At 52.2% G+C, this 24,842-nt stretch carries 28 protein-coding genes; 7 read left to right on the forward strand and 21 right to left on the reverse strand.

The window, feature by feature from the left end; genetic code table 11:
* The 6 genes from FDW87_RS21555 to citC all read right to left on the reverse strand — a co-directional run.
* A partial coding sequence (locus FDW87_RS21555; RefSeq protein ID WP_252362962.1) for a triphosphoribosyl-dephospho-CoA synthase occupies positions 1-284 on the reverse strand: 284 nt, incomplete at its 3' end.
* The gene (gene citX, locus FDW87_RS02370; protein ID WP_049282445.1) at positions 253-807 is read right to left on the reverse strand and encodes a citrate lyase holo-[acyl-carrier protein] synthase; all 555 of its coding nucleotides are present in this window, start codon (positions 805-807) and stop codon (positions 253-255) included. The genes citX and FDW87_RS21555, both read right to left, overlap by 32 nt.
* Positions 808-810: 3 nt before the next feature.
* Complete coding sequence (gene citF, locus FDW87_RS02375; RefSeq protein WP_016152222.1) at positions 811-2,343, reverse strand: citrate lyase subunit alpha; 1,533 nt, start codon at positions 2,341-2,343, stop codon at positions 811-813.
* 9 nt (positions 2,344-2,352) lie between these two features.
* Positions 2,353-3,261 carry an aldolase/citrate lyase family protein gene (locus FDW87_RS02380; protein WP_046274582.1) on the reverse strand — a complete coding sequence of 303 codons (909 nt, stop codon included), beginning with the start codon at positions 3,259-3,261 and terminating at the stop codon, positions 2,353-2,355.
* On the reverse strand, positions 3,258-3,554 hold the full coding sequence (citD, locus tag FDW87_RS02385; RefSeq protein WP_003831276.1) for a citrate lyase acyl carrier protein: 297 nt from the start codon (positions 3,552-3,554) through the stop codon (positions 3,258-3,260). Before citD ends, FDW87_RS02380 begins: the two co-directional genes overlap by 4 nt.
* Complete coding sequence (citC, locus tag FDW87_RS02390) at positions 3,551-4,627, reverse strand: [citrate (pro-3S)-lyase] ligase (RefSeq protein WP_016152224.1); 1,077 nt, start codon at positions 4,625-4,627, stop codon at positions 3,551-3,553. Before citC ends, citD begins: the two co-directional genes overlap by 4 nt.
* Before the next feature lie 389 nt (positions 4,628-5,016).
* Between citC and dpiB the strand changes: the two genes are divergently transcribed.
* Positions 5,017-6,678, forward strand: coding sequence for a sensor histidine kinase DpiB (gene dpiB / locus FDW87_RS02395; protein ID WP_046274583.1), 1,662 nt, complete (start codon positions 5,017-5,019; stop codon positions 6,676-6,678).
* The gene (dpiA, locus tag FDW87_RS02400; RefSeq protein WP_016152226.1) at positions 6,647-7,327 is read left to right on the forward strand and encodes a two-component response regulator DpiA; all 681 of its coding nucleotides are present in this window, start codon (positions 6,647-6,649) and stop codon (positions 7,325-7,327) included. The genes dpiB and dpiA overlap by 32 nt, the downstream gene beginning before the upstream one ends.
* A gap of 149 nt (positions 7,328-7,476) precedes the next feature.
* Here the strand turns inward: dpiA and dcuC are convergent, their stop codons facing one another.
* Positions 7,477-8,859 (reverse strand): anaerobic C4-dicarboxylate transporter DcuC, encoded by a 1,383-nt coding sequence (gene dcuC / locus FDW87_RS02405; protein ID WP_016152227.1) that lies wholly within the window; start codon positions 8,857-8,859, stop codon positions 7,477-7,479.
* A gap of 451 nt (positions 8,860-9,310) precedes the next feature.
* On the opposite strand from dcuC, the gene pagP reads away from it, so the two are divergent.
* On the forward strand, positions 9,311-9,874 hold the full coding sequence (gene pagP, locus FDW87_RS02410; protein ID WP_016155963.1) for a lipid IV(A) palmitoyltransferase PagP: 564 nt from the start codon (positions 9,311-9,313) through the stop codon (positions 9,872-9,874).
* 189 nt (positions 9,875-10,063) lie between these two features.
* Positions 10,064-10,273 (forward strand): transcription antiterminator/RNA stability regulator CspE, encoded by a 210-nt coding sequence (gene cspE, locus FDW87_RS02415; protein ID WP_000034825.1) that lies wholly within the window; start codon positions 10,064-10,066, stop codon positions 10,271-10,273.
* Positions 10,274-10,324: 51 nt separating this feature from the next.
* On the opposite strand, the gene crcB is transcribed toward cspE, so the two are convergent.
* Positions 10,325-10,708: a fluoride efflux transporter CrcB gene (gene crcB, locus FDW87_RS02420; protein ID WP_003831281.1), complete on the reverse strand. Its 384-nt coding sequence runs from the start codon at positions 10,706-10,708 to the stop codon at positions 10,325-10,327.
* A gap of 90 nt (positions 10,709-10,798) precedes the next feature.
* Here crcB and FDW87_RS02425 point away from each other — a divergent pair, with 90 nt between their 5' ends.
* Positions 10,799-11,587 (forward strand): deaminated glutathione amidase, encoded by a 789-nt coding sequence (locus tag FDW87_RS02425; protein ID WP_016155964.1) that lies wholly within the window; start codon positions 10,799-10,801, stop codon positions 11,585-11,587.
* Between the two features lie 128 nt (positions 11,588-11,715).
* Positions 11,716-11,919: a twin-arginine translocase subunit TatE gene (gene tatE, locus FDW87_RS02430; protein WP_016152230.1), complete on the forward strand. Its 204-nt coding sequence runs from the start codon at positions 11,716-11,718 to the stop codon at positions 11,917-11,919.
* Positions 11,920-11,996: 77 nt separating this feature from the next.
* On the opposite strand, the gene lipA is transcribed toward tatE, so the two are convergent.
* From lipA to FDW87_RS02480, 10 genes are all read right to left on the reverse strand, one after another.
* Positions 11,997-12,962 (reverse strand): lipoyl synthase, encoded by a 966-nt coding sequence (gene lipA / locus FDW87_RS02435; protein WP_003022702.1) that lies wholly within the window; start codon positions 12,960-12,962, stop codon positions 11,997-11,999.
* 206 nt (positions 12,963-13,168) lie between these two features.
* On the reverse strand, positions 13,169-13,810 hold the full coding sequence (gene lipB / locus FDW87_RS02440) for a lipoyl(octanoyl) transferase LipB (protein WP_016152231.1): 642 nt from the start codon (positions 13,808-13,810) through the stop codon (positions 13,169-13,171).
* Between the two features lie 96 nt (positions 13,811-13,906).
* Complete coding sequence (gene ybeD / locus FDW87_RS02445; protein WP_003022706.1) at positions 13,907-14,170, reverse strand: DUF493 family protein YbeD; 264 nt, start codon at positions 14,168-14,170, stop codon at positions 13,907-13,909.
* 106 nt (positions 14,171-14,276) lie between these two features.
* Positions 14,277-15,488 carry a D-alanyl-D-alanine carboxypeptidase DacA gene (gene dacA / locus FDW87_RS02450; RefSeq protein WP_003022711.1) on the reverse strand — a complete coding sequence of 404 codons (1,212 nt, stop codon included), beginning with the start codon at positions 15,486-15,488 and terminating at the stop codon, positions 14,277-14,279.
* Between the two features lie 142 nt (positions 15,489-15,630).
* Complete coding sequence (rlpA, locus tag FDW87_RS02455) at positions 15,631-16,734, reverse strand: endolytic peptidoglycan transglycosylase RlpA (protein ID WP_137379424.1); 1,104 nt, start codon at positions 16,732-16,734, stop codon at positions 15,631-15,633.
* A 10-nt stretch (positions 16,735-16,744) separates the two neighbouring features.
* Positions 16,745-17,857: a peptidoglycan glycosyltransferase MrdB gene (gene mrdB, locus FDW87_RS02460; RefSeq protein WP_006685529.1), complete on the reverse strand. Its 1,113-nt coding sequence runs from the start codon at positions 17,855-17,857 to the stop codon at positions 16,745-16,747.
* 2 nt (positions 17,858-17,859) lie between these two features.
* A complete protein-coding gene (mrdA, locus tag FDW87_RS02465) occupies positions 17,860-19,761 on the reverse strand; it encodes a peptidoglycan DD-transpeptidase MrdA (protein ID WP_016152233.1) in 1,902 nt (633 codons plus the stop codon).
* A gap of 30 nt (positions 19,762-19,791) precedes the next feature.
* Positions 19,792-20,259, reverse strand: coding sequence for a 23S rRNA (pseudouridine(1915)-N(3))-methyltransferase RlmH (gene rlmH, locus FDW87_RS02470; protein WP_003022725.1), 468 nt, complete (start codon positions 20,257-20,259; stop codon positions 19,792-19,794).
* Positions 20,260-20,262: 3 nt separating this feature from the next.
* Positions 20,263-20,580, reverse strand: a complete 318-nt coding sequence (gene rsfS, locus FDW87_RS02475; RefSeq protein WP_003022728.1) for a ribosome silencing factor — start codon at positions 20,578-20,580, stop codon at positions 20,263-20,265.
* A 254-nt stretch (positions 20,581-20,834) separates the two neighbouring features.
* Complete coding sequence (locus FDW87_RS02480) at positions 20,835-21,446, reverse strand: adenosylcobalamin/alpha-ribazole phosphatase (protein ID WP_016155967.1); 612 nt, start codon at positions 21,444-21,446, stop codon at positions 20,835-20,837.
* A 96-nt stretch (positions 21,447-21,542) separates the two neighbouring features.
* Here FDW87_RS02480 and cobD point away from each other — a divergent pair, with 96 nt between their 5' ends.
* Complete coding sequence (gene cobD / locus FDW87_RS02485) at positions 21,543-22,637, forward strand: threonine-phosphate decarboxylase CobD (protein WP_047415139.1); 1,095 nt, start codon at positions 21,543-21,545, stop codon at positions 22,635-22,637.
* Here cobD and nadD read toward each other — a convergent pair.
* The 3 genes from nadD to lptE form a co-directional block, all read right to left on the reverse strand.
* Positions 22,612-23,253 carry a nicotinate-nucleotide adenylyltransferase gene (nadD, locus tag FDW87_RS02490; protein ID WP_049259746.1) on the reverse strand — a complete coding sequence of 214 codons (642 nt, stop codon included), beginning with the start codon at positions 23,251-23,253 and terminating at the stop codon, positions 22,612-22,614. The genes cobD and nadD overlap by 26 nt on opposite strands.
* A gap of 1 nt (position 23,254) precedes the next feature.
* Positions 23,255-24,286 carry a DNA polymerase III subunit delta gene (gene holA, locus FDW87_RS02495; RefSeq protein ID WP_047415141.1) on the reverse strand — a complete coding sequence of 344 codons (1,032 nt, stop codon included), beginning with the start codon at positions 24,284-24,286 and terminating at the stop codon, positions 23,255-23,257.
* On the reverse strand, positions 24,286-24,842 hold a 557-nt coding region (gene lptE, locus FDW87_RS02500), incomplete at its 5' end, for an LPS assembly lipoprotein LptE (RefSeq protein WP_137379425.1). The genes lptE and holA, both read right to left, overlap by 1 nt.

Raw genomic sequence — 24,842 nt, forward strand, 5'->3', positions numbered from 1 at the left:
AGTGGGCGCAGTCCTTTCAACACATCTTCAGGCGACAGCTGTGCGCTAAACGCCCCATATTCAATAAAACGCGGCAGCCAGGCCTGAATTGCCTCAGCGCTGCGATGAAAATCTTCCAGCGCCATATCTTTATGTGCGCCGTTGTTAATACGATCCACCAGACCCGGTTTGGGCGACAGGTTGACTTCAGTCAACATGGCCCGCCACGCAAGCGTTGCGTAAGCGTCAGGCAGATCCAGAGGAAGGACTGCGTTATTGGTTGATGTTGCGGGAATCGGCATCATGCAGCAGAGCCTCCATCTGAGAGAGTAAGTCGGAAAGCGCGTGGGTTTTACCCCGCGCGCATTCGGCAGCGCTTTGCCCGCACAGCAGACAGCGGCGGGCAGGGAGTGCGAAATGACGCCGGGACAGAATTTCCCCTTCAGGGGTCAGGACATCGATGTCCCATAACCGTCCCAGCGGATGTGAATGCTCAAGTTCAATCGTGGCGAGCTTGAGATCGTGGGCCGGGGCCTCAATAGACAAAAGACCTTCCGGACCGCTGGCAGAAACCAGCGCCGTTTGCTCCCTGATAATCCAGGTGGATTTTTCCGCCAGCGCGAGCAGGGCGGTGACGCCGTGATTAAAGATGCGACGGGTTAATGCGCTGTCTTTAATCGGACCCGGTGCGACCACGGTAAACGAGACCAGTGGCGCGTGATGACGCGTCAGCCAGGCATGTTGCCTTGCTTGTCTCTCATCCCGGCTGGCGAGCAGCTCGGGAATCGAAACTGCGTGTTGGGTGGCGTGTTCAGGGAGTAGGCGCATGGCTTATTCCTTCACCTGATGCACAACGTCAATCACCGAGCCATCGCGGTAACGCACAACGGCAATCACGCGGTCGGTGAATTCGATAGCGCGTGGCTGACCGGTGAGCTGCTGTGCACGTTCGCGCAGCCATTCAATGGACACCACTTTCATACCGGCTTCTTTCAGACGTTCAGCCAGTTCCGGACGCGCAGGGTTAACGGCGATACCGTGGTCAGTGACCAGGATGTCTACGCTAGAGCCCGGGGTTACGCAGGTCAGGACGTTATCAACCAGCGTCGGGATGCGTCCGCGAACCAGCGGAGCGACAATGATGGAAAGCGCAGCGGCAACCGCAGTATCGCAGTGACCGCCGGATGCGCCGCGCAGTACGCCGTCAGAACCGGTCAGTACGTTAACGTTGAAGCTGGTATCAACTTCCAGCGCACTCAGCACCACGACGTCCAGACGATCGACGGAGGCGCCTTTTGAGCCCCAGTTGGCATATTGGTTGGCACTGATCTCAATGTGGTTTGGATTGCGGGCCAGCGACTCAGCCGCGTTACGGTCAAAGCTCTGTACGTCCAGCAGTTTGCGAATCAGGCCTTTTTCGTGCAGATCAACGATGGTAGCGGTGATGCCGCCCAGCGCGAAGTCAGCACGGATATCGCGGCTGCGCATCTTGTCTTCCAGGAAACGAGTAACGGCCAGAGAAGCGCCGCCGGTTCCTGTCTGCAGTGAGAAGCCTTCATTGAAGTAACCGGAGTTAGCAATGACGTCTGCCGCGCTACGGGCGATTAACAGTTCTCGCGGGTTGGTGGTCATGCGTGTCGCATCAGCACCGATTTTGTCCGCATCGCCGACCTGATCGATCTGTACAATCAGATCCACCTGATCCTGCGTAATGCTGGCCGGGTTATGCGGATAGGTCAGCAGCTGTTCAGTCAGCAGGACAACCTGTTTTGCATTTTCGGCATCGACGCGGGCATAGCCCAGTGAACCACAGCACGCTTTACCGGTATAGCCGTTAGCGTTACCAAACTGGTCGCAGGACGGTACGCCGAGGAACGCCACATCAATACTGAGTTCGCCACTTTGCACCAGGTGTACACGGCCGCCATGGGAGTGGACCTGCACAGGCTCGGCCAGCAGGCCACGCGAGATCTCTTCCGCCAGCGGGCCACGCAGCCCGGAGGTGTAAATACGGCTGACCACGCCCTGACGGATGTGCTCAACCAGCGGAGCATGGCAGTCGCTCAGGGAGCTGGAGGCCAGCGTCAGATTTTTAAAGCCCATTCTGGCGATGGCGTCCATCACCAGGTTAATCGTCAGATCGCCACCGCGAAAAGCGTGGTGGAAAGAGATGGTCATGCCATCCTGTAAACCTGAACGACGAATGGCGTCTTCCAGGTTAGCGCACAGCTTCTTGTCGCGCGGTTTTTGCGCCTGTAATTCTACTTTTGCGGTGCTCTGATAAGCGGAAAGCTCACTTTCTGCATGACGGCTCCAGGTCGCCACGCGATCCTGGCGTTGAGACTGTTCGATTTTCTGCGTCATTTTTTTGCCTTATTCTTCGCGAATGCCGGAAAGTTCTGCACGAGAGATAACCAGAAGGGCGCGCTCGATAACCGGGCTGTCGACCATTTTGCCGTTCAGGGAAACTACGCCACGGCCTTCGCGAGCGGCGGCTTCAGCGGCTTCCACGACCAGGCGCGCGTGAGCCAGCTCTTTGCGTGTCGGCGCGTACAGGTTGTGCAGGAGCTCGATCTGGCGCGGGTTGATGAGCGACTTACCGTCAAAACCCAGTTGCTTGATGTGTGCGGCTTCATGCAGGAAACCCGCTTCGTTGTTGGCATCGGAATAAACGGTGTCGAACGCCTGAATGCCGGCAGAGCGTGCCGCCTGCAAAATAGAGCAGCGGGCAAACAGCAGTTCAGTCCCTTCCGCAGAGCGCTCAGTGCGCAGGTTACGCACATAATCTTCCGCACCCAGTGCAATACCGATCAGGCGCTCGGAAGCGTGGGCAATTTCTACCGCACGGGTAATGCCTAACGGCGATTCGATGGCAGCTAACAGACCGGTACTGCCGGGCTCACGGCCACAGGCTTTCTCGATACGCAGGATTTCGCTTTCGATGTCGATGACGTCCTGCGCGGTATCGGTCTTCGGTAAACGCACGATGTCAGCGCCGCCGCGTACCACGGCTTCGAGATCGTTAATGCCCCATTCGGAGTCGAGGGCGTTTACGCGCACGATAGTTTCAACGTCGTGATACAGCGGATGCTGCAGCGCGTGGTACACCATACGGCGAGCTGTATCTTTCTCGCGCAGCGCGACGGAGTCTTCCAGGTCGAACATCAGCGCATCTGCCGGATAGATGAACGAGTTGCTGACCATGGCGGCATTGGCGCCCGGTACGAACAGCATGCTGCGGCGGGTACGGGGTTTACGTTGCTGCAAAGATTCACTAATCACTGGCAATCCTCCCATGGCAGTGCAGGAATACCGCCAGCGCGGGCCAGTAGTGCTTCCAGTCGCGCACGTAAAATGCAGTCCAGTGCGCCTTTATCATCAACATTTAATTGCACGCCGCGTACGTTGTAGCGGGACAGAACGTCCAGAATGGTGGCCCGGATGGCATCACCGAACTGCTTTTCGACGCTACTGTTAACCTGCAGGTCAATATCCTGCGAATCGAGTGGGGCGATGCGAATCATCACATCACCGGACTCGAGTGTGCCTGCGACGGCTGCCTGGTTTATTTTCATTTTTCACCTGTTGCTAATGCGGGGGTATTTTGGCGGACTGCCGCACCCGATGAGGCCCGCTCAACCATGCTTTGCAGATAGTGCAGCGTGGCGTCAGGGACCAGGGATGCGATAGCCGTGAGATCTTTTTTAACCAGCAGCTTGCGCACCCAGGAGGCAGAAATCGGCATCTCCTGGAAGCACAGCCGCTCAATTTCCACCAGTTCAATCGGTGGGGCGGGAAGCGTTGGGGTCTCCAGCCAGTAGCGCATATCGTTGTTGTACTGGGAGGTGACGGTGCAATACGGCTCGGTACCGACGAAGCGGTGCGTGACGCCGAGAGCCGGGGCCAGATACTGGCGGAAGATTTTCAGGTCTATTTCGGTATAGCAGTGGTTAATAACGCTCTGCTCTTTGATGAAGTAGCACGGGAATGTGGCGCGGGAAATGATGTATTCCGAACCGCGATGAACGGTTAAACGTGGAATGTCTTTTGTCCCTTTAAGCACCAGATCCAGTCGGTCTTCATACGGAAAACGCGAGGTATCTTCTTTCACCAAAAACAGATGCAGCCAGTCACATTGCGCGGCTGCTTGTTGGATCAGAAAACGATGTCCGTTGGTGAAGGGGTTGGCGTTCATGACGATACAACCAATTTTTTTCCCTTCATGGCGCTGTTTCGCCAGTGATTCAGCGTAGCGTTTCAGACGTGTGGTGCTGTTTTCCATCAGCACCATAATGCCGGGAACGCTGGTCAGCGTAGAAAAACCGCACTGCTTAAACAGCGACTCGTACTCGGTTTTGGTATAGATGAAGAGGTGCGTACAGTGGCGCTCATAGGCGAGGTTGATTAACTCGGTCGCCAGCGTCAGCGCTAAGCCTTCACCCCTTACGGATTCGCAGATGGCGACGCACTTTATGATATTGCCGGCAATGCCGCCGCAGGCAATCAGGCGGTCATCACGGGTGACGGTGATAAATACTTCGACAGTTGTATCAACGCTCAAATCATTCTCTTTCAGAAATTGCGCGATAGCCGCCATCTTTTTATTTTCTGAGCGTTTAACTTGCGTGAATATATTATTACCGAACATAGTGAATAGAGCCCCGATGCTATATTTGTTACTGGGTTTCTGTTTTTGTTGCTCTGTTTAGCAACCTGATAACTTCTTGTTTGCAATTGAAGGGAATGTTTTTTTATTACGGAGTATTTCTTTTTTTCCCTGCTGCATACATCGTAAGGAGTATTTTGGAGGTAATTTTTGATTTATTTCACAATAAGTTAGAAGGTTTTAATGTGTTTTATGGTTTTAAGTTTTTTAATTAATTTAACTCCGAAATAGCGTGTGGTTTTAATTTGTTTAATTGATTTAAGGTGGGGAATCTGCAACGATCCTGTTTTATACCGCGACTTGCAAATAAAACATTTTTATTACAACTACAATGAGAAATAAGTTTCGGGTAACGTCGCTGAGGAAGAAATATGGCAGAGCAGAAAAATAAAACACGGTTTCCTTTTTTTCGCAGTCTGGCGTTTCCATTGCGTATCTTTCTGCTTATTTTGGTCGTTTCTGTTTTTATTATCGCCGCGTTAGCACAATACTTTACCGCCAGTTTTGAAGATTATCTGGCAACGCATGTCCGCGATATGGCGATGAACCAGGCCAAAATCATCGCCTCTAACGACAGTATCATCGCGGCGGTGAAGCATCGTGATTACAAGCGTCTGGCGACCATTGCCGACAAACTGCAGAGCGGGACTGACTTCGACTATGTGGTTATCGGGGATACCAACTCTGTCCGCCTTTACCACCCAAATCCGGAAAAAATTGGCTACCCGATGCAGTTCACCAAACCCGGCGCGCTGGAAAGAGGGGAGAGTTACTTTATTACCGGCAAAGGGTCGATTGGGATGGCGATGCGCGCCAAAACGCCCATCTTTGATGACGATGGCAAAATCATTGGCGTGGTCTCAATTGGCTATCTGATCAGTAAAATCGATAGCTGGCGATCGGACTTTTTACTCCCAATGGCAGGGGTGTTTATCCTGCTGTTGCTGGTACTTATGCTGCTCTCCTGGTTATTTGCCGCCCATATTCGCCGGCAGATGTTGGGGATGGAGCCTAAGCAAATCGCGCGGGTAGTGCGTCAGCAGGAAGCGCTATTCAGCTCGGTATATGAAGGTTTGATCGCCGTGGACCCTGATGGGTATATCACCGCAATAAACCGCAGCGCGAGGAAAATGCTGGGGCTGTCTTCGCCTGGACGAAAGTGGCTTGGAAAACCGGTTAGTGAGGTGGTTCAGCCGACTGACTTTTTCACCCAGCAGATTGCGGAAAAACGACAGGACGCGATGGTGAACTTTAATGGCCTGAGCGTTATCGCTAACCGTGAGGCGATTCGCTCCGGCGATGAACTGCTTGGGGCAATCATCAGTTTTCGTAGTAAAGATGAAATTGCTACTCTTAATGCGCAATTAACGCAGATCAAACAGTATGTAGAGAGCCTGAGAACGCTGCGTCATGAACACCTTAACTGGATGTCGACCATTAATGGCCTGCTGCAAATGAAAGAGTATGACCGGGTGCTGGCAATGGTGCAGGGGGAGTCGCAGGCGCAACAGCAACTGATTGACAGTCTGCGCGGCGCGTTTGCCGATCGTCAGGTAGCCGGTCTGTTGTTTGGCAAGGTGCAGCGTGCGCGTGAACTGGGCCTCACTATGACTATCGTTCCTGGCAGTCAACTGCATCAACTCCCTGAGGGGCTGGATAGCACAGAGTTTGCAGCAATTGTTGGCAATCTGCTTGATAATGCATTTGAAGCGAGCTTGCGCACCCAGCAAGGCAACAAGATCGTCGAACTCTATTTGAGTGATGAAGGGGATGACGTGATCATCGAAGTTGCCGATCAGGGATGCGGTGTACCGGAAGCATTGCGTGAAAAAATATTTGAACAGGGTGTGAGCACCCGTACCGATGAACCAGGTGAACATGGCATCGGTTTGTATCTGATTGCAAGTTATGTGAGGCGCTGTAACGGGGTGATTACACTCGAAGATAACTCCCCCTGCGGCACCTTATTTTCTTTATTTCTTCCGAAAGTGAAAAAAAATAATGACGGAACCATTAACGCTATTGATCGTTGAGGATGAAACGCTACTGGCGGAAATGCATGCTGAATATATCCGCCATATACCCGGCTTCAGCCAGATTTGGCTGGCGGGTAATCTTGCGCAAGCGAGGATGATGATTGAGCGTTTTAAGCCCGGTTTGATTCTACTCGATAACTACTTGCCGGACGGCAAGGGAATTACGTTGTTGCATGAGCTAACCCAGACGCGTTATCCGGGCGGCGTGGTGTTTACCACGGCGGCCAGCGACATGGAAACGGTCTCCGAGGCCGTGCGCAGCGGCGCGTTTGATTATCTGGTCAAACCCATTGCCTACGAGCGCCTGGGGCAGACGCTGACGCGTTATCAACAGCGCAGACGCATGTTGGCCGGTAATGACAGCGCCAGTCAAAAGCAGATTGATGAAATGTTTAATGCTTATGCGCGCGGCGAACCGAAAGGCGATTTGCCGACCGGAATTGATGCGTTAACGCTGAATGCGGTGTTGAAATTATTTGCCGATCCGACGGTACATCATACTGCGGAAACGATCGCTCAGGCGCTCACTATCAGCCGTACCACCTCCAGGCGCTACCTGGAGTACTGTGCCAGCCGTCATTTGATTATTGCGGAGATTATTCACGGTAAGGTGGGGAGGCCGCAGCGTATTTATCACGGCGGCTAATTCACGTCATCCTTGAAGCTGCCTCTTTGTGGGCTGCGTGAAGAAACCCCAGTCACATAATTATCTATGGTACTGGGGATGTCTTCACTTGCCACCTTGATGCAGCTTAAATGATTTTGCGTATCAAGGTCCGATACTGACAGTTATCGTTAACCGCCAATCAGGGCGGACGTCGCCGGCACCATCACTTCAGTTGCGATAATCACAACCAGCAGTCCAACCAGAACCGGAACCGAGGTACGTTTCACTACTTCGAACGGAGAGATCTTTGCCATCCCTGCGACAGCGACAACCACACCGGAGACCGGAGAGATTGTGCGTCCAAGGTTTGATGCCTGCAGCATCGGGATAGCAAGGTAAGCCGGGTTAATGCCAGAAGAGTGCGCCAGTTTTGGGATCATCTCAACGAAGGCATAGAACGGTGCGTTACCGGACCCCGTGGTCATTGCCGCCAGCATAGTCAGGATCACCAGTACCAGCATCAGAATAATGCTCGCGGAACCAAACGAGGTGGCGATAGAAATCAGACTCTGAATAAAGCCGATTGTGCTCAGACCCTGGGCAAAAACGCCCGCCGCGACTAACAGCATCACCACGTTAGCAAAGGCATCCGCCATACCACGGTAGGCGACTTCCAGACCCGAGAAAACCTTCTGGGTGTTGAATCCTCGTACGAACTCCAGTACAGCAGCGATGAGCATGCACAGCACCAGAATCGTAATGATATGCAGCTGTGGGCCCCATTTTCCATCGAAAATCAGGACGCCAACGATCGGGGTAAATGGCAAGATGGCGTAAAACGACGGGGCGGTAGTGGTAATTTCAGCCACATCTAACATTTCATGAGAAATGTTCTCTTTTTTATCCAGATAACGCTGCCAGAAAAAGTGGGCAATCGCCATAGCAATGATGGCGGCAATGGAAATTGGCAGCGTGGTTTTAAACGCGAAATCGATCAGCGGCATTTCCGCGGCTTTTGCAGCCAGCACTACATCACCGGATGTTGGCGAAAGAATAATAGCGGCTGGGGAGGCGCAAATGGCCGCTGCGGCGCCACGGCTAATCCCAACGTTAACCATGACCGGGAACAATGTCGCCATCAGCAATACGCCCAGACCGGTTGCTGAAGAGACCGCCAGGGACATCAGGCAGGCGACAAAATAGGCGGCAATCATAAGCAGATAAGGTGAATTAATATACTGCAGCGGCTTAGAGGCCAGCTTAACCACCATATCATTCGCGCCAATATGCGTCATGTAGGCGGCAAAACCACACAGCATCATAATCATCATGCCGAGATCGCCGCCACGGCTCATCAGCAAAATTTTAATATATTCAACAATGTCTGTTGCCGTATAGCCCGTTGTTGCTGCGCTAGACGGCAAAACTTTATGGCCCATCAACGCACTGATAATCAGCAAAACCAGACCGCCGACAAACAGTACGCCTGTCGCGGAATAACCTTTAATGATGTAGCGCGCTACACCCACAATAACCACAACCCCAATAAGGAGTTCAATAAATGTCAACATTGTTTCCCCTGTCGCATTGCTGCCCAGAAAGTTAAAAAACTAAAAAAAGTAAAAAGTGGTGACAGAATGTGCCTAATAAACCGATAACTCTTGCTGATTGAAATCAATAAAAATACGGATTCAAGCGATGGCTAAGCCGTTTTTTCAGCATCGCGATTAAAAAAAGAATATCACAATAAAAAACTGTGAAGCGCAGCGTTGGTGTGTGTGTTTTGTGGTGATATTGATGCTTTGTTGTTAATTTATTGTGAAGTTATTTAACTCTCGCCGCAGGAAAGCACAATTTATTGGCAATAAAGAGAAAATAGTTCCTATGAAATGGCTCAGTAAATAAAGGGATAGGTTATAGGCTGAGGAATATTCTGATTTTTTATTTGCGCATTTTTGTTAAGCTGACATTAAGGTTGGGTTTGCTAAAATTAATAATAAATCCCAGGATGGTAATTAAGTTGTGATTTTCGCTAAACGATATTTTCTCATTTTTTCATTTATTTTTATTCAGTTAGCTTTCACTTCCCAGGCTGCTGCTGAAGATAAAGGCTGGTTTGCTACTTTTAAAGATAATGTCAGTGAAACCTGGCAGCAGCCGGAACATTATGATCTGTATGTACCTGCTATTACCTGGCATGCGCGTTTTGCCTACGATAAAGAAAAAACGGATCGCTACAATGAACGGCCGTGGGGTGCAGGATTTGGTCAATCCCGTTGGGATGATAAAGGTAACTGGCACGGACTTTATATCATGGCGTTTAAGGATTCCTACAATAAATGGGAACCCATTGGCGGCTATGGCTGGGAAAAAACCTGGCGACCGCTGGCTGATGAAAACTTCCATACAGGTCTCGGCTTTACCGCCGGTTTCACCGCGCGTGATAACTGGAACTACATTCCGGTACCGGTGCTGTTACCGCTGGCATCAATTGGTTATGGTCCGGCAACGTTTCAGATGACCTACATTCCTGGAACGTATAACAACGGCAACGTCTACTTTGCGTGGATGCGGTTCCAGTTTTGATGGACTACCTGTATTGTCAGGTGGTTTATTGGAAAGCCTTTTAAAAACATAGTGATAGGAAGTTTAACTGAAAAATAACGCGACATTTATCACTTTTTGATAAAGTTCGACTGGACAAAGTGCACCACAATTGTTGTACTGATACCCGACACAGCATTTGTGTCTATTTTTCATGTAAAGGTAATTTTGATGTCTAAGATTAAAGGTAACGTTAAGTGGTTTAATGAGTCCAAAGGATTCGGTTTCATTACTCCGGAAGATGGCAGCAAAGATGTGTTCGTACACTTCTCTGCAATCCAGACCAATGGTTTTAAAACTCTGGCTGAAGGTCAGCGTGTAGAGTTCGAAATCACTAACGGTGCCAAAGGCCCTTCTGCTGCAAACGTAATCGCTCTGTAAGCATACGACAGCAAGCATTCAAAACCCGCTTAATTGCGGGTTTTTTTCGCTTCAATGTGCGGGAGAGGCAGATACCAACCAGAATGCCAGGGCGGTCATCGCGAATGATCCCAACAGATTAACCAGTACATTCACCATAGCCCAACCAAAGCGTCCTTCCTGCAGTAAAAACACTACCTCAGCAGAGAAAGTGGAAAACGTTGTCAGTCCCCCGCAAAAGCCAGTAGTAATCAGCACCTTCCACATTGGGTCAATATTTGTCATGCGATTAAACCATGCCAGACCCATACCAATGATAAATGCGCCAAGTAAGTTTGCAGCCAGCGTACCGAATGGAATGGCCTGATGCAGCGGGTTAAACCGCATACTCAACATCCATCTTGCTACGCTACCTGTGCCACCACCGATAAAAACTGCTAAAAGGAGTTGTAACACTGCGTAATCCTGCTATTTGATTGTATAGAGGGTGAGTGTAACGCTGAATAATTGTTGTTGGCGAGCCTAACAAAGTTTTCTGGAGGGAATATGTTCGTTGCAGCAGGGCAATTTGCCGTGGGACCTTCATGGGAAAAAAATGCAGAAACCTGCGCCTTACTGATGTCTCAGGCTGCTGGAGAGGGGGCGTCGCTACTGGTATTACCGGAGGCATTGTTGGCGCGTGACGATTTAGACCCTGACCTGTCAGTGAAATCAGCTCAGCTTTTGGAAGGCGGGTTTCTGACGCATTTGTTGCGAGAAAGCGCACAAAATGAGATGACGACAATCCTGACGATTCATGTTCCCTCTGTGCCAGGCCGGGCATTTAACATGCTGGTGGCGCTACGGGCTGGTCGGGTAGTGGCCCATTACGCTAAATTACATCTCTATGATGCCTTTTCGATTCAGGAGTCACGTAATGTCGATGCAGGGGACGCCATAGCACCGCTGCTGGACGTAGGCGGATTAAAAGTAGGGCTAATGACCTGCTATGACCTGCGCTTCCCTGAGCTGGCGCTGGCGCACGCGTTGCAGGGGGCTGAGATTCTCGTTTTACCTGCGGCTTGGGTGCGGGGATCGTTAAAAGAGCATCACTGGGCCACGCTTTTGGCGGCAAGAGCGCTGGATGCCACGTGTTATCTGGTTGCGGCCGGAGAGTGCGGTAACAAGAATATCGGCCAAAGCCGGGTCATCGATCCCTTTGGCGTGACTATTGCGGCGGCGGCTGAAACGCCCGCGCTCATTATGGCCGAGGTTTCCGCCGAGCGGGTCAGGCAGGTCAGGGCACAACTTCCGGTGTTAAGTAACCGACGCTTTGCGCCACCGCAATTATTATGACGTTTTTTTAAACAAGGCTTGATTCACCTTGTTACAGATTGCTATTGTGTGCGCGCGTCGAAAGGCCGTTAATATTCTCAGGTTAATATGGCGCTTTATGTAGCCTGGTTTAAGTCAAGAAGGTATCTATGGGTGAGATTAGTATTACCAAACTGCTGGTGGTTGCCGCACTGGTTGTTCTGCTGTTTGGTACCAAGAAGTTACGTACTCTGGGTGGAGACCTGGGGACGGCAATCAAGGGCTTCAAGAAAGCAATGAACGACGATAATGCCGATGCCAAGAAAGAGGCTGATGGTAGCGTTCAGGCTGAGAAGCTTTCTCATAAAGAGTAATACTGCAAACTTTGCATGAAAAAAAACCGGCGATTTGCCGGTTTTTTATTGCTGATATGTAAGTGAGTATTACACGATTACTTCACTTCCAGCCCTTTGGCCTGCATGTCAGCATGGTATGAAGAGCGCACGAATGGACCGCAAGCAGCGTGGGTAAAGCCCATAGCCATGGCTTCTGCTTTCATCTCATCGAACTCATCTGGGCTTACATAGCGTTGAACCGGGAGGTGATGGCGGCTTGGCTGTAAATACTGCCCCAGCGTCAGCATGGTCACGCCATGGCTGCGCAGGTCGCGCATGACCTCAATGATTTCAGCATTGGTTTCACCCAGACCCACCATCAGACCCGATTTGGTCGGAATCTCCGGGTGCGCTTCCTTGAAGCGTTCCAGAAGCTTCAGCGACCAGTTGTAGTCAGCCCCAGGGCGTACATTACGATAAATACGCGGTACGTTTTCGAGGTTGTGGTTAAACACGTCCGGCGGCGTGGCTGTGAGGATATCCAGCGCGCGATCCATACGACCACGGAAGTCAGGCACCAGCGTTTCGATTTTAATCGACGGGCTTTTCTCACGAATCGCGGTGATGCAGTCAGCAAAGTGCTGAGCGCCGCCGTCACGCAGATCGTCGCGGTCAACGGAGGTAATCACGACATAGCGCAGCGCCATGTCCGCAATCGTCTGAGCCAGTTTTAACGGCTCGTTGGCGTCAGGAGCAACCGGACGGCCATGGGCAACGTCACAGAATGGGCAACGGCGAGTACAGATTGCGCCGAGGATCATAAAGGTTGCTGTTCCGTGATTGAAACATTCAGCCAGGTTAGGGCAGGAAGCTTCTTCGCAGACAGAGTGCAGGCCATTTTTGCGCATTGCCGCTTTGATGCCCTGGATGCGAGTGGAGTCCGCTGGCAGTTTTATTTTCATCCATTCCGGTTTACGCAGCAGGGCTTCACGCTCTGTTGCCACATTTTTTACCGGGATAAGAGCCATCTTATCGGCATCGCGGTATTTAACACCGCGTTCCATCACAATGGGTTTACTCATAGCTTGCGTGTTCCAGTTGCGAATTACGAAGGAAAGCGTTTCAATTCAAGGGAATGTTGCATTTATCAACTATTTTTGAATTAGTGATACGCAGTATATCATTGAAACGGGCCAGAAAGCAGCCTGACAGGCTGGCAAAATGTAAAATAGTTGTTGTTTTGTGCCATTTGCCACAACATATGCCGTGGCAAACTATGACCGTATTTTCAGTCCGCAATGTACTCGTGCGGTGGGTTACCCAACAGCGCGAAGATGTTGGCCAGCAGGCGGGGGCGAATGCTCTCGGTCGTGGCCGTGCTATCCCACTGCGATACTTTCGCCATCTCCATCCCGGCATAACCACAAGGATTGATACGCAGGAAAGGCGACAAGTCCATATCCACGTTGAGCGCTAAGCCGTGAAATGAACATCCTTTACGGATACGTAATCCCAAAGAGCAGATTTTCTTCTCACCCACGTATACGCCAGGCGCATCGGCTCGCGGGTGGGCGTCAATGCCTATTTCCGCAAGGGTATTCACGACGGTTTGCTCCAGCAACGTAACCAGTTCGCGCACGCCAAGTTTACGACGCTTCAGGTTCAACAGCACATACATGACCTGTTGGCCTGGCCCGTGGTAGGTCACCTGACCGCCACGATCGCTCTGGATCACCGGAATATCTCCCGGCATCAATACGTGCTCAGCTTTACCTGCCTGACCCTGGGTGAAGACAGGATAATGCTCTACCAGCCAGATTTCATCATGACTGTTTTCATCACGGGTATCGGTAAATTCATGCATGGCCAGAGAGACTGGCTCGTAAGGTTGAAGACCGAGCTGGCGGACCAGAATTTTATCCTGATACAAAACGGCATCTCCGTAGAGAATGTTAAAGAGGGGAAAAGTATATCACAGGGGGGAGGGGTTACCCGAGCGGGGATGCAGCGGGTAACCGACAGGTTTTTACAGCACCATGCGTACGATATCGATATTGCCTAATTCTTCGTACAGCGTTTCAACCTGCTCAATGTGTGTAGCAGTGATGGTGATTGAGACCGAGTGGTAGTTGCCTTTGCTGCTCGGTTTTACCGTCGGAGAGTAATCACCTGGCGCATGGCGCTGTACCACTTCAACCACCTGATCAACCAGCTCAGGCAACGCCTGCCCCATTACTTTGTAAGTAAATGGAGTAGGGAATTCAAGCAGTTCGTTAAGTTTGGTTTTCATGTCAGCTCCGGCGTTACATCAAAAAATAATAACTCCCACTGCGCGTGGGAGTTATCTGGATACCTAGTATATGGGGACGTAAATCACACTTTCAAGTGTTCGATTTTTAGCCAAACCAGTGATGGAACATTAATTTAATGTAATCAATGATTTTCCCAAAGAAGTTGCCTTCAGGGATTTCCTGCAGCACCACCAGCGGGCGCTGTTCAATGGTTTTGCCATCCAACTGGAAGTTGATAGTGCCGACAACCTGGTTTTTCTGCAGCGGGGCGTGCAGTTCAGTGGTGTTCAACACATAGCTGGCTTTCAGGTCTTTCATGCGGCCGCGCGGAATGGTCAGGTAGACGTCTTTATCAACGCCTAACGACGCACGATCGGTGTTACCAAACCAGGCGGGTTCTGAGGCAAATTCTTTACCCACTTTCAACGGGTTCACGGTTTCGAAGAAACGAAAGCCCCAGGTCAGCAGTTTTTTACTTTCTGTTTCTCGGCCTTTATAGGTGCGACCACCCATAACGGCGGAGATCAGACGCATCTGGCCTTCGGTTGCGGATGCAACGAGGTTATAGCCAGCCTTATCGGTGTGACCAGTTTTGATACCGTCGACATTCAGGCTGTTATCCCACAGCAGGCCGTTACGGTTTAACTGACGAATGCCGTTAAAGGTGAACTCTTTTTCTTTATAGATAGAGTATTCGTTAGGCACGTCGCGAATCAGAGCCTGACCAATCATGGCCATGTCGCGAGCCGAGCTGTACTGACCGTCAGCATCGAGACCATGAACGGTCTGGAAGTGGGTGTTTTTCAGGCCCAGCGCATTCACATAGCTGTTCATCAGGCCGACGAAAGCATCCTGGCTACCGGCTGCGAAGTCTGCCATCGCCACGCACGCGTCGTTTCCGGATTGCAGGTTAATACCACGGATCAACTGAGAAACAGGAACCTGCATGCCTGGCTTGAGGAACATCAGCGATGAACCTTTGAAGACCGGGTTGCCCGTAGCCCATGCGTCATTGCCGACGGTGACCAGATCGGTTTCTTTGAATTTCCCGGCTTTCATCGCCTGGCCGATGACGTAGCTGGTCATCATTTTGGTCAGGCTGGCGGGGTCGCGGCGAGTGTCTGCGTTCTGTTCTGCCAGAACTTTACCTGAATTGTAATCAATCAGGATATACGACTCCGCATCGATCTGCGGAACACCCGGGATCATGGTTTTAATATTCAGGTCATCGGCATGGGCAGCAGAGAGAGAGGCTGCGCAGAGAGCCGCGGTGAGCGCCATACGCTGCACGAAACGAGCGGAAAAAGTGGTCTTCATGGTCTGAACTACGACGTCCGTGATGAAATTAAAAAAAGTGCCCTACTATAGCAAATGCATAACTGGCAGGCATCTGACTTTCCGCGTGACTTTGTTAATGTCATTTACAGAAACTGACAGTTCAGATACCTGATTTACGTTATTACACGCCGGTGATGAAGGACTGTAATTGCGCCTCGGATTGAAGACGCTGCTGCAATGTGGAGGCTTCAGCTTTGCTGGCAAACGGCCCCATCTGGATACGCCAGACTGCGCCGTTTTGTACCACCCGGCCAGGAACGCCAAACTGCTGGCTTAAACGCTTTTGATACTGCTGCGCGCGCGACTGCTCGCTGACTGCGCCAACCTGAACCACATAGCGTCCGTTGGCAGTTGCCGCGGGCGCTGTGACGGCTGCTGGGGTTGCTGCCGGCGCGGTTGACGTGACCGGTGCGGTGGTTGTCGATTGCGGCACCGGAGTCGGCTCGCTGCTTTCCAGCACGCCTGATGCGAGCGTGGTTGGCGCACCGAGGAATCCACTGCTGTTTACTGGCGCACCGGTTGGATCATCGCTTTTCAGCGTGGAATTACTGATCGGACGAATATCGCCTTGGGGCTGACCTGCATCTGATGGCGAAGGCATGCTTCCCATATTGCCGCCACCGCTTAAATCAGGACGCGCAGGCAAGGCATAAGTTTGTTTCGCGACCGTGGTACAAGCCATACCCGGTCCGGACAATGAACCATCCTGGGCGACGATGATTGGGTCGATACGCACTTTAGTGTTGTTGGAGGTGTTCAGACGATCGGCTGCGGCGCGCGAAAGTGAAATCACGCGATCGTTGCCATAAGGCCCGCGATCGTTAATGCGCACGACGATCATCCTGCCGTTCGCCAGATTGGTAATTCTGGCATAGCTGGGGACAGGCAGCGTCGGATGCGCAGCGGTCAGCTGCATCGGGTCGAACGCTTCGCCAGACGCGGTTAAGTTGCTTCCTGGTTCCGCATCATAGATAGCGGCAAGTCCGGCCTGGCTAAAGCGGGAGGGATCCTGCACGATTTTGTAGCTTTTACCATCACGCTGGTAGTCCTGATTCGCCGTTGGGTTCAGGGGTTCAAAGCGCGGATCGGCCCCGCTGATTTCAACAATCGGACCATTACACACCGCAGGCTGCGGCGCGACAGCAACCTGTTGCTGACCATCATCACTCGAACACGCCGCGAGCATTCCTGCTGCGATGCAGATACCAAGCCACTGCTTACGCATTGCGTACCCCTTACACGCTTTTCGACAACATTTTTCTATGGGTGTGGATCGACATAACAATCCCGAACCCGGCCATCAGCACGATAAGTGCCGAGCCTCCGTAACTGACCAGTGGGAGTGGAACCCCAACCACGGGCAGAATACCGCTCACCATACCAATATTTACGAAGACATAAACGAATAATATCAACATTAAGCCACCCGCCATGACGCGACCAAAGGTGGTTTGCGCGCGGGCAGCGATCCATAATCCGCGCATAATCAGCAAAATGTAGAGCGTCAACAGAATCAAGATCCCCACCAGACCCAGCTCTTCCGCTAAGACAGCAAAGATAAAGTCGGTGTGGCGTTCGGGTAAAAACTCAAGCTGCGACTGCGTACCATGCAGCCAGCCTTTACCGCGTAACCCACCGGAGCCAATAGCTATTTTAGACTGAATTATGTGATAACCCGCGCCCAGCGGATCAGTTTCCGGGTCGAGCAGCATCATGACGCGCTGACGCTGGTAATCATGCATCAAGAAGAACCACAGTATCGGGATAAACGCCGCGACCAGAACCACCGCAACGCCGATTAAGCGCCAGCTCAAACCAGAAAGGAACAAGACAAACAGACCGGAAAGTGCGACCAGAATTGAAGTGCCGAGGTCAGGTTGGGCGGCGACCAGCAGCGTGGGCATAAAAATCAGCACCAGCGCAATGGCGGTATTTTTTAGCGATGGTGGGCAAACGTCACGGTTAATAAAGCGCGCAACCATCAGCGGCACGGCGATTTTGGCAATTTCAGAAGGCTGAAAACGCACGATACCCAAATCCAGCCAGCGCTGCGCACCTTTGGAAATGGCGCCGAAGGCGTCTACCGCCACCAACAGAATGATGCAAAAGATATAGAGATAGGGCGCCCAGCCCTCATACACCCGGGGGGGAATTTGCGCCATCACTACCATGATGACCAGGCCCATTGCGATCTGGCCGACTTTGCGCTCCATCATGCCAATATCCTGGCCGCTGGCGCTCCAGATGACCAGTGAGCTGTAAACCAGCAGAGCCAGCAAAATAAGCAACATTGTGGGATCAATGTGGATTTTGTCCCAGAATGTTTTTTTGTTCGGATTATCCGTCACGATTATTGGTCCTCCGCTGCTGCAACCGCTGGGTTTTCCGCAGGCAGATTGGTGTTGTTGTCGCCCAACATAATATGGTCAAGGATCTGGCGCATAATGGTACCCACCGCCGGACCCGCACCGCCGTTTTCAAGGATCATGGCGACAGCGACCTGGGGTTTATCATAGGGGGCGAAGGCCGTCATCAGCTTGTGGTCACGTAAACGCTCGGCGATCTTATGCGCGTTATAGGTTTCATTAGCTTTCAGGCCAAAGACCTGCGCGGTACCGGATTTCGCCGCAATTTTGTAAGGCGCGCCAGCAAAATACTTATGCGCAGTTCCGTTAGGGCGGTTCGCAACACCGTACATACCGTCTTTCGCGATTTCCCAGTAACCAGAATGAATATCGCCAACGGGCGGTTCGTGCGGCTGTACCCACGGCACCTGCTTGCCGTTTTCTGCCGTGCTCATCAACAGATGCGGGACTTTTATCAAACCGTCGTTGATAAGGATCATCAGCGCTTTACTCATCTGGATTGGGGTTGCTGTCCAGTAACCCTGGCCGATGCCGACGGGAATGGTATCACCCTGATACCATGGCTTTTTAAACCGTTTTTGCTTCCACTCGCGGGTTGGCATATTGCCGGAGCGCTCTTCGGCAAGATCGATGCCCGTATATTTGCCGTAGCCAAATTTGCTCATCCACTCTGAAAGCCGGTCAATCCCCATATCATAGGCGATTTGATAGAAAAACGTATCCGCGGACTCTTCCAGAGAGCGGGTGATGTTCAGATGGCCGTGCCCCCACTTTTTCCAGTCGCGGTAACGTTTTTCAGAGCCCGGTAGCTGCCACCAGCCCGGATCGAACAGGCCGGTATTGCGGGTGATGACGCCTGCGCTTAACGCAGAAACCGCAACGTAAGGTTTAACCGTCGAAGCAGGGGGGTAAACACCCTGTGTGGCGCGGTTAACCAAGGGGGTGTTCGGGTCATTGAGCAACCCGGAGTAATCTTTACTGGAGATACCATCCACGAACAGATTCGGGTCATAGCTCGGCATAGATACCAGCGCCAGAACGCCACCGGTACGCGGGTCGGTAACCACCACGGCGGCACGACTGCCCGCCAGCAGCGTTTCAATATACTGCTGGAGTTTCAAATCAAGGGTGAGATAGATATCGTGCCCGGCCTGCGGCGCCACTTCTTTCAGCTGGCGAATGACGCGGCCGCGGTTGTTCACTTCAACTTCTTCATACCCGGTTTGGCCGTGAAGCACGTCCTCATAATAACGTTCAATACCCAGCTTGCCGATGTCATGCGTTGCCGCGTAGTTAGCCAGTTTGCCGTCTTTGTCCAGGCGGTCTACGTCTTTATCGTTGATCTTCGATACGTAGCCAATTACGTGGGTCAGCGCAGAGCCGTATGGGTAATAGCGGCGTTTATAGCCTTTAACTTCGACCCCAGGAAAGCGATATTGATTCACGGCAAAGCGTGCGACCTGAACTTCAGTCAGGTTGGTTTTTACCGGAATTGAGGTGAAACGGTGTGAACGGGCGCGCTCTTTTTTAAAGGCAGCAATATCGTCGTCCGTCAGGTCTACGACGTTACGCAGCGCGTCGAGGGTATCCTGAATGTTGTCTACCTTTTCCGGCATCATTTCTATCTGATAAATGGTGCGGTTAAGGGCGAGAGGAATTCCGTTGCGGTCATAAATGATGCCGCGACTCGGCGCGATAGGCACCAGTTTGATGCGGTTTTCGTTCGAACGGGTCTGATAATCAGTGAAGCGAACGATTTGCAGATTATAAAGGTTGGCGATCAGCACGCCGGTTAGCAGCAAAATCCCCAAAAAAGCGACCAGCGCCCGGCGCACAAACAGCGCGGACTCAGCCGAATAGTCGCGAAAAGAATTCTGTAGTTTCATCCGCTGCTTAATCTACTCAAGAATCAATGATCACTCACGGTGATAAGGATGGTTGGTGGTAATGCTCCACGCCCTGTACAGACTCTCCGCAACCAGAACCCGAACAAGAGGGTGTGGAAGGGTTAATGCAGAGAGTGACCAGCTTTGTTCCGCTGCCGCTTTACAGGCAGGAGAGAGACCTTCCGGCCCGCCAATTAACAGGCTGACGTCACGACCGTCCAGTTTCCAGCGCTCCAGTTCGGTCGCCAGCTGCGGCGTGTCCCAGGGTTTACCCGGGATATCAAGGGTGACGATGCGGTTTTTGCCTGCGGCAGCCAGCATCTGCTCACCCTCTTTGTCGAGAATGCGTTTAATGTCCGCGTTCTTGCCGCGCTTTCCTGCCGGGATTTCGATCAGCTCAAAGGGCATATCTTTCGGAAACCGACGGAGATACTCGGTAAATCCGGTTTGTACCCAGTCAGGCATTTTCGTACCCACAGCGACAAGTTGCAGCTTCACGCATTAACTCCAGAGTTTTTCCAGTTCATACAGGCGACGACTCTCTTCCTGCATTACGTGGACAATCACATCGCCGAGGTCAACGACGATCCAGTCAGCGACATTCTCGCCTTCCACGCCGAGCGGCAGCAGGCCAGCAGTGCGGGACTCCTGAACCACGTGGTCTGCAATAGACATAACGTGACGGCTGGATGTACCGGTGCAGATAATCATGCAATCAGTGATGCTGGATTTGCCCTGAACGTCTAAGGCGATGATGTCTTGACCTTTCAGGTCATCAATTTTGTCGATTACAAAATCCTGGAGTGCTTTACCCTGCAAGTGTTCCCCCTGGGTGAAAAGAGTTAAAAACGTCTGTTAGTATACCTGAACCAGAGGCGATATCGGGACAAATGTCTCCGAATGCGCTTGTGAAGTGCGCTATCATCCCACCCCACGCCACAGAATGCATCGCCATTTTTGTAAAACAATTTCTGCAAAGCTCTGAAGGGCGGGAAAAGTCAGGCTGCGGAGAATAACAGCCTGTCATGGGGTGTCAATGGGAGAGAGGCCCTTCGGCATAAAAAACAGCGCTTTCACTCCCCGTCGCGCCATACGGCCCGGCTGTTAAGCACTTTCAGAACCGCAAAATCGTCACAAAAATCAATTGCGCTCCAGCAGCCTTGTTCGACGCGGAAATGCCACATTGCCGCAGCGGGCATGGACAGCAGACGGGCGATCAACACGCTCAGCACGCCTTGATGACTCACCACCAGCAGATTTTGGCACGCTTTATAATCAGCAAGCTGGGCAATGAAACGTTCCACTCGCTGGGAAAACGTCTGAAAACCTTCGCCATTGGTGGGCGTCGCATTCTGCCAGTCGTTACACCACACGGCGTAATTTTCGGCGTCTTCGCGCGCCAGATCGCGATGGTGACGCATTTCCCAGTCACCAAAAAACATCTCATTAAGCTCAGGCATGTTGCGCACAGGAACTTCACGTTCTGCCAGAATCAACTGCGTTGTATGGCGGGCGCGTTCCAGTTCGCTGCACAGAACGTTGTCGACAGGGACATTGCGTAACAGCGTACCCAGCGTTTGCGCCTGAGCGATCCCCCGTTCCGTTAGCGGTGTGGGGGCGTGGCCGCTATATAAACCAGCGACATTGGCTTCGGTTTCGCCATGACGTACTAACCAGAGTCTCATGTTTTCCTCGTGAGGCTATTCGCACAAAATATGATGTTTGCCCTGATTGCGCAGTGATTTTTCACTAAAATACCCTTTTTTACGTGGAGCGGCACGATGTCTTTATTGAAGAGCGCACATGGCGGTAACACCCGAGAAGCCGCCGAATTGTTGGGCATCTTGCCTGAGCAGTTGCTGGATTTTAGCGCGAATATTAACCCGCTGGGTATGCCAGTAAGTTTAAAACGGGCGATTATCGACAATCTGGACTGCACGGAGCGTTACCCGGATGTCGATTACGCGCAACTGCATGCCGCGCTGGCGGAGCATCATCAAATTCCGTCCTCGTGGATCCTGGCCGGGAACGGTGAAACCGAATCCATTTTTACCCTGGTGCATGGCCTGAAGCCACGCCACGCGATGATCGTGACGCCCGGGTTTGCGGAATATCGTCGGGCGCTGCAATGGGGAGAGTGTACGATCCATGAGTTTGCGCTGTGCGAAGACGATGGCTGGCAGCTTACCGATGCGATCCTCGATGCGTTAACGCCTGAGCTGGACTGCCTGTTTCTCTGTACGCCCAATAATCCCACCGGGTTGTTGCCCGAAACCCGCCTGCTGCGTGAAATTGCCACGCGTTGTGAGTCGCTGGGGATCGCCCTGATCCTTGATGAAGCGTTTATCGATTTTATTGCCGGGGAGTCGGGGTTTATCCCGTTACTGCACGAGAACCCGCATATTTGGGTGCTGCGTTCGCTCACCAAGTTCTATGCGATCCCGGGACTGCGCCTGGGGTATCTGGTCAACAGTAACGAACAGGCGGTTGCACAGATGCGCAACCAACAAATGCCGTGGTCAATTAATGCGTTTGCTGCCCTGGCAGGCGAGATTATCTTACGCGATAGCGCATATCAGCGGGCGACGTGGAAATGGCTGGAACAAGAGGGGGAGCGGTTTGATCAACAACTGCAAGATCTGCCCGGCCTGACGGCGTATCCCGGCCGGGCAAATTATCGTTTATTACGCTGCGATCGTGCGGATATGGATCTGCAACTTGCGTTGCTGAAACAACATGTCTTGATTCGCAGTTGCGCCAATTATCCGGGGCTGGATGCGCGCTATTATCGGGTAGCCGTTCGCAGCCAGGAAGAGAATAACCGCCTGCTGACGGCCTTACGCAAGGCGCTTAGCGGTACAGTCCCTGTTGATTGATATAGTCAAGCACCGCGTCTGGCATCAGGTCGTCGCACGGCTCGCCCTTTTCCAGGCGCTCACGGATGAGCGTGGCAGAGATGTTAAACCACGGCGTTTCGGCCAGGTAAATTTTCCCGCAAGGCAGGTTGTGCAGGTCATCTGCTGAATGGGTCAGATGATCCTCCAGCCATTGCTGGTGTTTTTCCTGTGCCATTTCGAGTGGATAGCCCGGACGTCGGCACACGATGAGGTGGGTATTACCCAGAATCGTGTGGTAGTCATGCCAGGAAGGGAAGGTAAGCAGCGAATCCTGACCAATGATAAACGCTAACGGCACGTTCGGGCCTTGCTCCTCGCGCCACTCTTTTAGCGTTTGCGCGGTGTAGGAGGCGGTATCGCGTTTCAGCTCGCGTTCATCCAGGGAAAACAGCGGCTTATCAGCAATGGCCAGTTCAACCATACGCTTACGTTGCTCAGCGGACGCTTCGGGCTGCGCACGATGTGGCGGCACGTTATTGGGCATGATGATGACCCGGGAAAGGCCAATCAGATTCGCCAGAATTTCAACCGGTTTAAGATGACCGTAATGCACCGGATCAAAGGTGCCACCGAACAAAGCCTGCAATGATTTCATATCAACCATCAATAAAAACATCGGCCAGCGATTTATGACAGAGCAAAAGGGAAAGCCCCTCAAGTTCCGCCCACACTGACTGACCATAGTCTTGTTTAAGCGTAATTTCCGTACGCGTTAAAAGCGTCACAGCCTGACGCAGTTGCGCCGGGTTCAGCCGGTTTAGCGCATCTCCCATCATGCCCCGGCGATTTTGCCACACCCGGTGTTTATCAAACAACGTGCGCAAAGGCGTATGGGTCGACTGCCGTTTTAAGTTAACCAGCAACAGTAACTCACGCTGGATCGTACGCAGCAAAATAACCGGCTCGCTACCTTCCAGGCGTAGCTGCTGCAGAATGTGCAGCGCGCGTTTGCTTTTGCCCATCAGCAGCGCGTCTACCCAGTGGAATGGGGTAAAGTGCGCGGCATCGTTAACCGCTTTCTCTACACGAGGCAGCGTTAGTTTGCCGTCAGGCCAAAGCAACGCTAATCGTTCCAGCGCTTGCGCCAGTGCTAACAAATTACCTTCATAGCAATAGCACAAAAGCTGATTGGCTGCGTCATCCAGTTGCAGGTTGTTAAGTTTCGCCCTGGCGGCAACCCAGCGAGGAAGCTGTGCTTGTTCCGGCGTCTGGCAGCTTACCTGAACCGCGTTATTTGCAAGCCCCGTATACCATGCGGCGTTTTCCTGTGCCCTGGTGAGTTTGTTGCCGCGAACTATCAGCAGCAGATCGTCATGTAACAGAGTGACGAGTGACGCGAGCTGTTCATTAATGGCGGCATTAGGGCCATTTTCAGGCAACTGCAGAAGCAGGGTTTGACGGCTGGCAAACAGGCTCATCGCCTGGCAGAGTGAAAAAATCTCTCCCCAGTCGGTGCTGTTGTCCAGAGTGAAGGCGTGGTGTTCTTCGAATCCTTGCGTTGCGGCAGCCTGACGGATGGCATCCTGGCTTTCCTGCAATAAGAGGGGATCGTTGCCCAAGAGTAAATACGCCGCGCGCAGCCCTTCATTGAGCTGTGCGCGGAGTTGTTCAGGGTACAACTTGAGCATCAGTTACCCAGCGTGGTGGAGACACGCGCCGGAGATGACGCAGGCGCTGCGGTTTTATTCACCGCAGGCTCAGCATCAGCATTGGATGACTGAGTATCGGCCAGATGTACGCTTGGCAGCTTACGAATCAACTGTTCAGCCGCTTTGTCATACATCTCTTTTATGATCATGTCCTGCTCGTTATCCTTCGCCAGTGCAGCCTGTGGGTTGTCAAAGAACGAACGATAAACTTTGGCGCTGATTGGGTAAATATCATGACCTGGAATCAGCACAGTAGCACTTACGGACATCACCATCTGGTATTCAGCCGTTTGACCGTTCTGGAATACCGATGCCGTATCTTGCGAAAGGCTGACCGCACCCAGACGTAAGGACGTCACATCTTTACGCATGGTACCGTCTTCAAGCAGCGTAACGCCGTTCAGACGCAGCTGATTACGCACCGCGCGGCTTAACGGGCCGTTCGGATCGCCAGAGTTCAGGATCATGGTTTTCATTGAGGGTGGAACCTGCGTAGTACTACGCAGATGCCAGCCACACCCGGCGGTGACAAGCA

Origin of the sequence: Citrobacter sp. wls826, from assembly GCF_005281245.1 — a bacterium.
GTDB classification, from domain to species: Bacteria; Pseudomonadota; Gammaproteobacteria; order Enterobacterales; family Enterobacteriaceae; genus Citrobacter; species Citrobacter braakii.

Bases quoted from the DNA above. Each gene is read 5' to 3' on its own strand.
- citX (WP_049282445.1), bottom strand. From the start codon at position 807: ATGCGCCTACTCCCTGAACACGCCACCCAACACGCAGTTTCGATTCCC.
- citF (WP_016152222.1), bottom strand. From the start codon at position 2,343: ATGACGCAGAAAATCGAACAGTCTCAACGCCAGGATCGCGTGGCGACC.
- citD (WP_003831276.1), bottom strand. From the start codon at position 3,554: ATGAAAATAAACCAGGCAGCCGTCGCAGGCACACTCGAGTCCGGTGAT.
- citC (WP_016152224.1), bottom strand. From the start codon at position 4,627: ATGTTCGGTAATAATATATTCACGCAAGTTAAACGCTCAGAAAATAAA.
- dpiB (WP_046274583.1), top strand. From the start codon at position 5,017: ATGGCAGAGCAGAAAAATAAAACACGGTTTCCTTTTTTTCGCAGTCTG.
- dpiA (WP_016152226.1), top strand. From the start codon at position 6,647: ATGACGGAACCATTAACGCTATTGATCGTTGAGGATGAAACGCTACTG.
- dcuC (WP_016152227.1), bottom strand. From the start codon at position 8,859: ATGTTGACATTTATTGAACTCCTTATTGGGGTTGTGGTTATTGTGGGT.
- cspE (WP_000034825.1), top strand. From the start codon at position 10,064: ATGTCTAAGATTAAAGGTAACGTTAAGTGGTTTAATGAGTCCAAAGGA.
- FDW87_RS02425 (WP_016155964.1), top strand. From the start codon at position 10,799: ATGTTCGTTGCAGCAGGGCAATTTGCCGTGGGACCTTCATGGGAAAAA.
- tatE (WP_016152230.1), top strand. From the start codon at position 11,716: ATGGGTGAGATTAGTATTACCAAACTGCTGGTGGTTGCCGCACTGGTT.
- lipA (WP_003022702.1), bottom strand. From the start codon at position 12,962: ATGAGTAAACCCATTGTGATGGAACGCGGTGTTAAATACCGCGATGCC.
- ybeD (WP_003022706.1), bottom strand. From the start codon at position 14,170: ATGAAAACCAAACTTAACGAACTGCTTGAATTCCCTACTCCATTTACT.
- dacA (WP_003022711.1), bottom strand. From the start codon at position 15,488: ATGAAGACCACTTTTTCCGCTCGTTTCGTGCAGCGTATGGCGCTCACC.
- rlpA (WP_137379424.1), bottom strand. From the start codon at position 16,734: ATGCGTAAGCAGTGGCTTGGTATCTGCATCGCAGCAGGAATGCTCGCG.
- mrdA (WP_016152233.1), bottom strand. From the start codon at position 19,761: ATGAAACTACAGAATTCTTTTCGCGACTATTCGGCTGAGTCCGCGCTG.
- FDW87_RS02480 (WP_016155967.1), bottom strand. From the start codon at position 21,446: ATGAGACTCTGGTTAGTACGTCATGGCGAAACCGAAGCCAATGTCGCT.
- cobD (WP_047415139.1), top strand. From the start codon at position 21,543: ATGTCTTTATTGAAGAGCGCACATGGCGGTAACACCCGAGAAGCCGCC.
- nadD (WP_049259746.1), bottom strand. From the start codon at position 23,253: ATGAAATCATTGCAGGCTTTGTTCGGTGGCACCTTTGATCCGGTGCAT.
- holA (WP_047415141.1), bottom strand. From the start codon at position 24,286: ATGCTCAAGTTGTACCCTGAACAACTCCGCGCACAGCTCAATGAAGGG.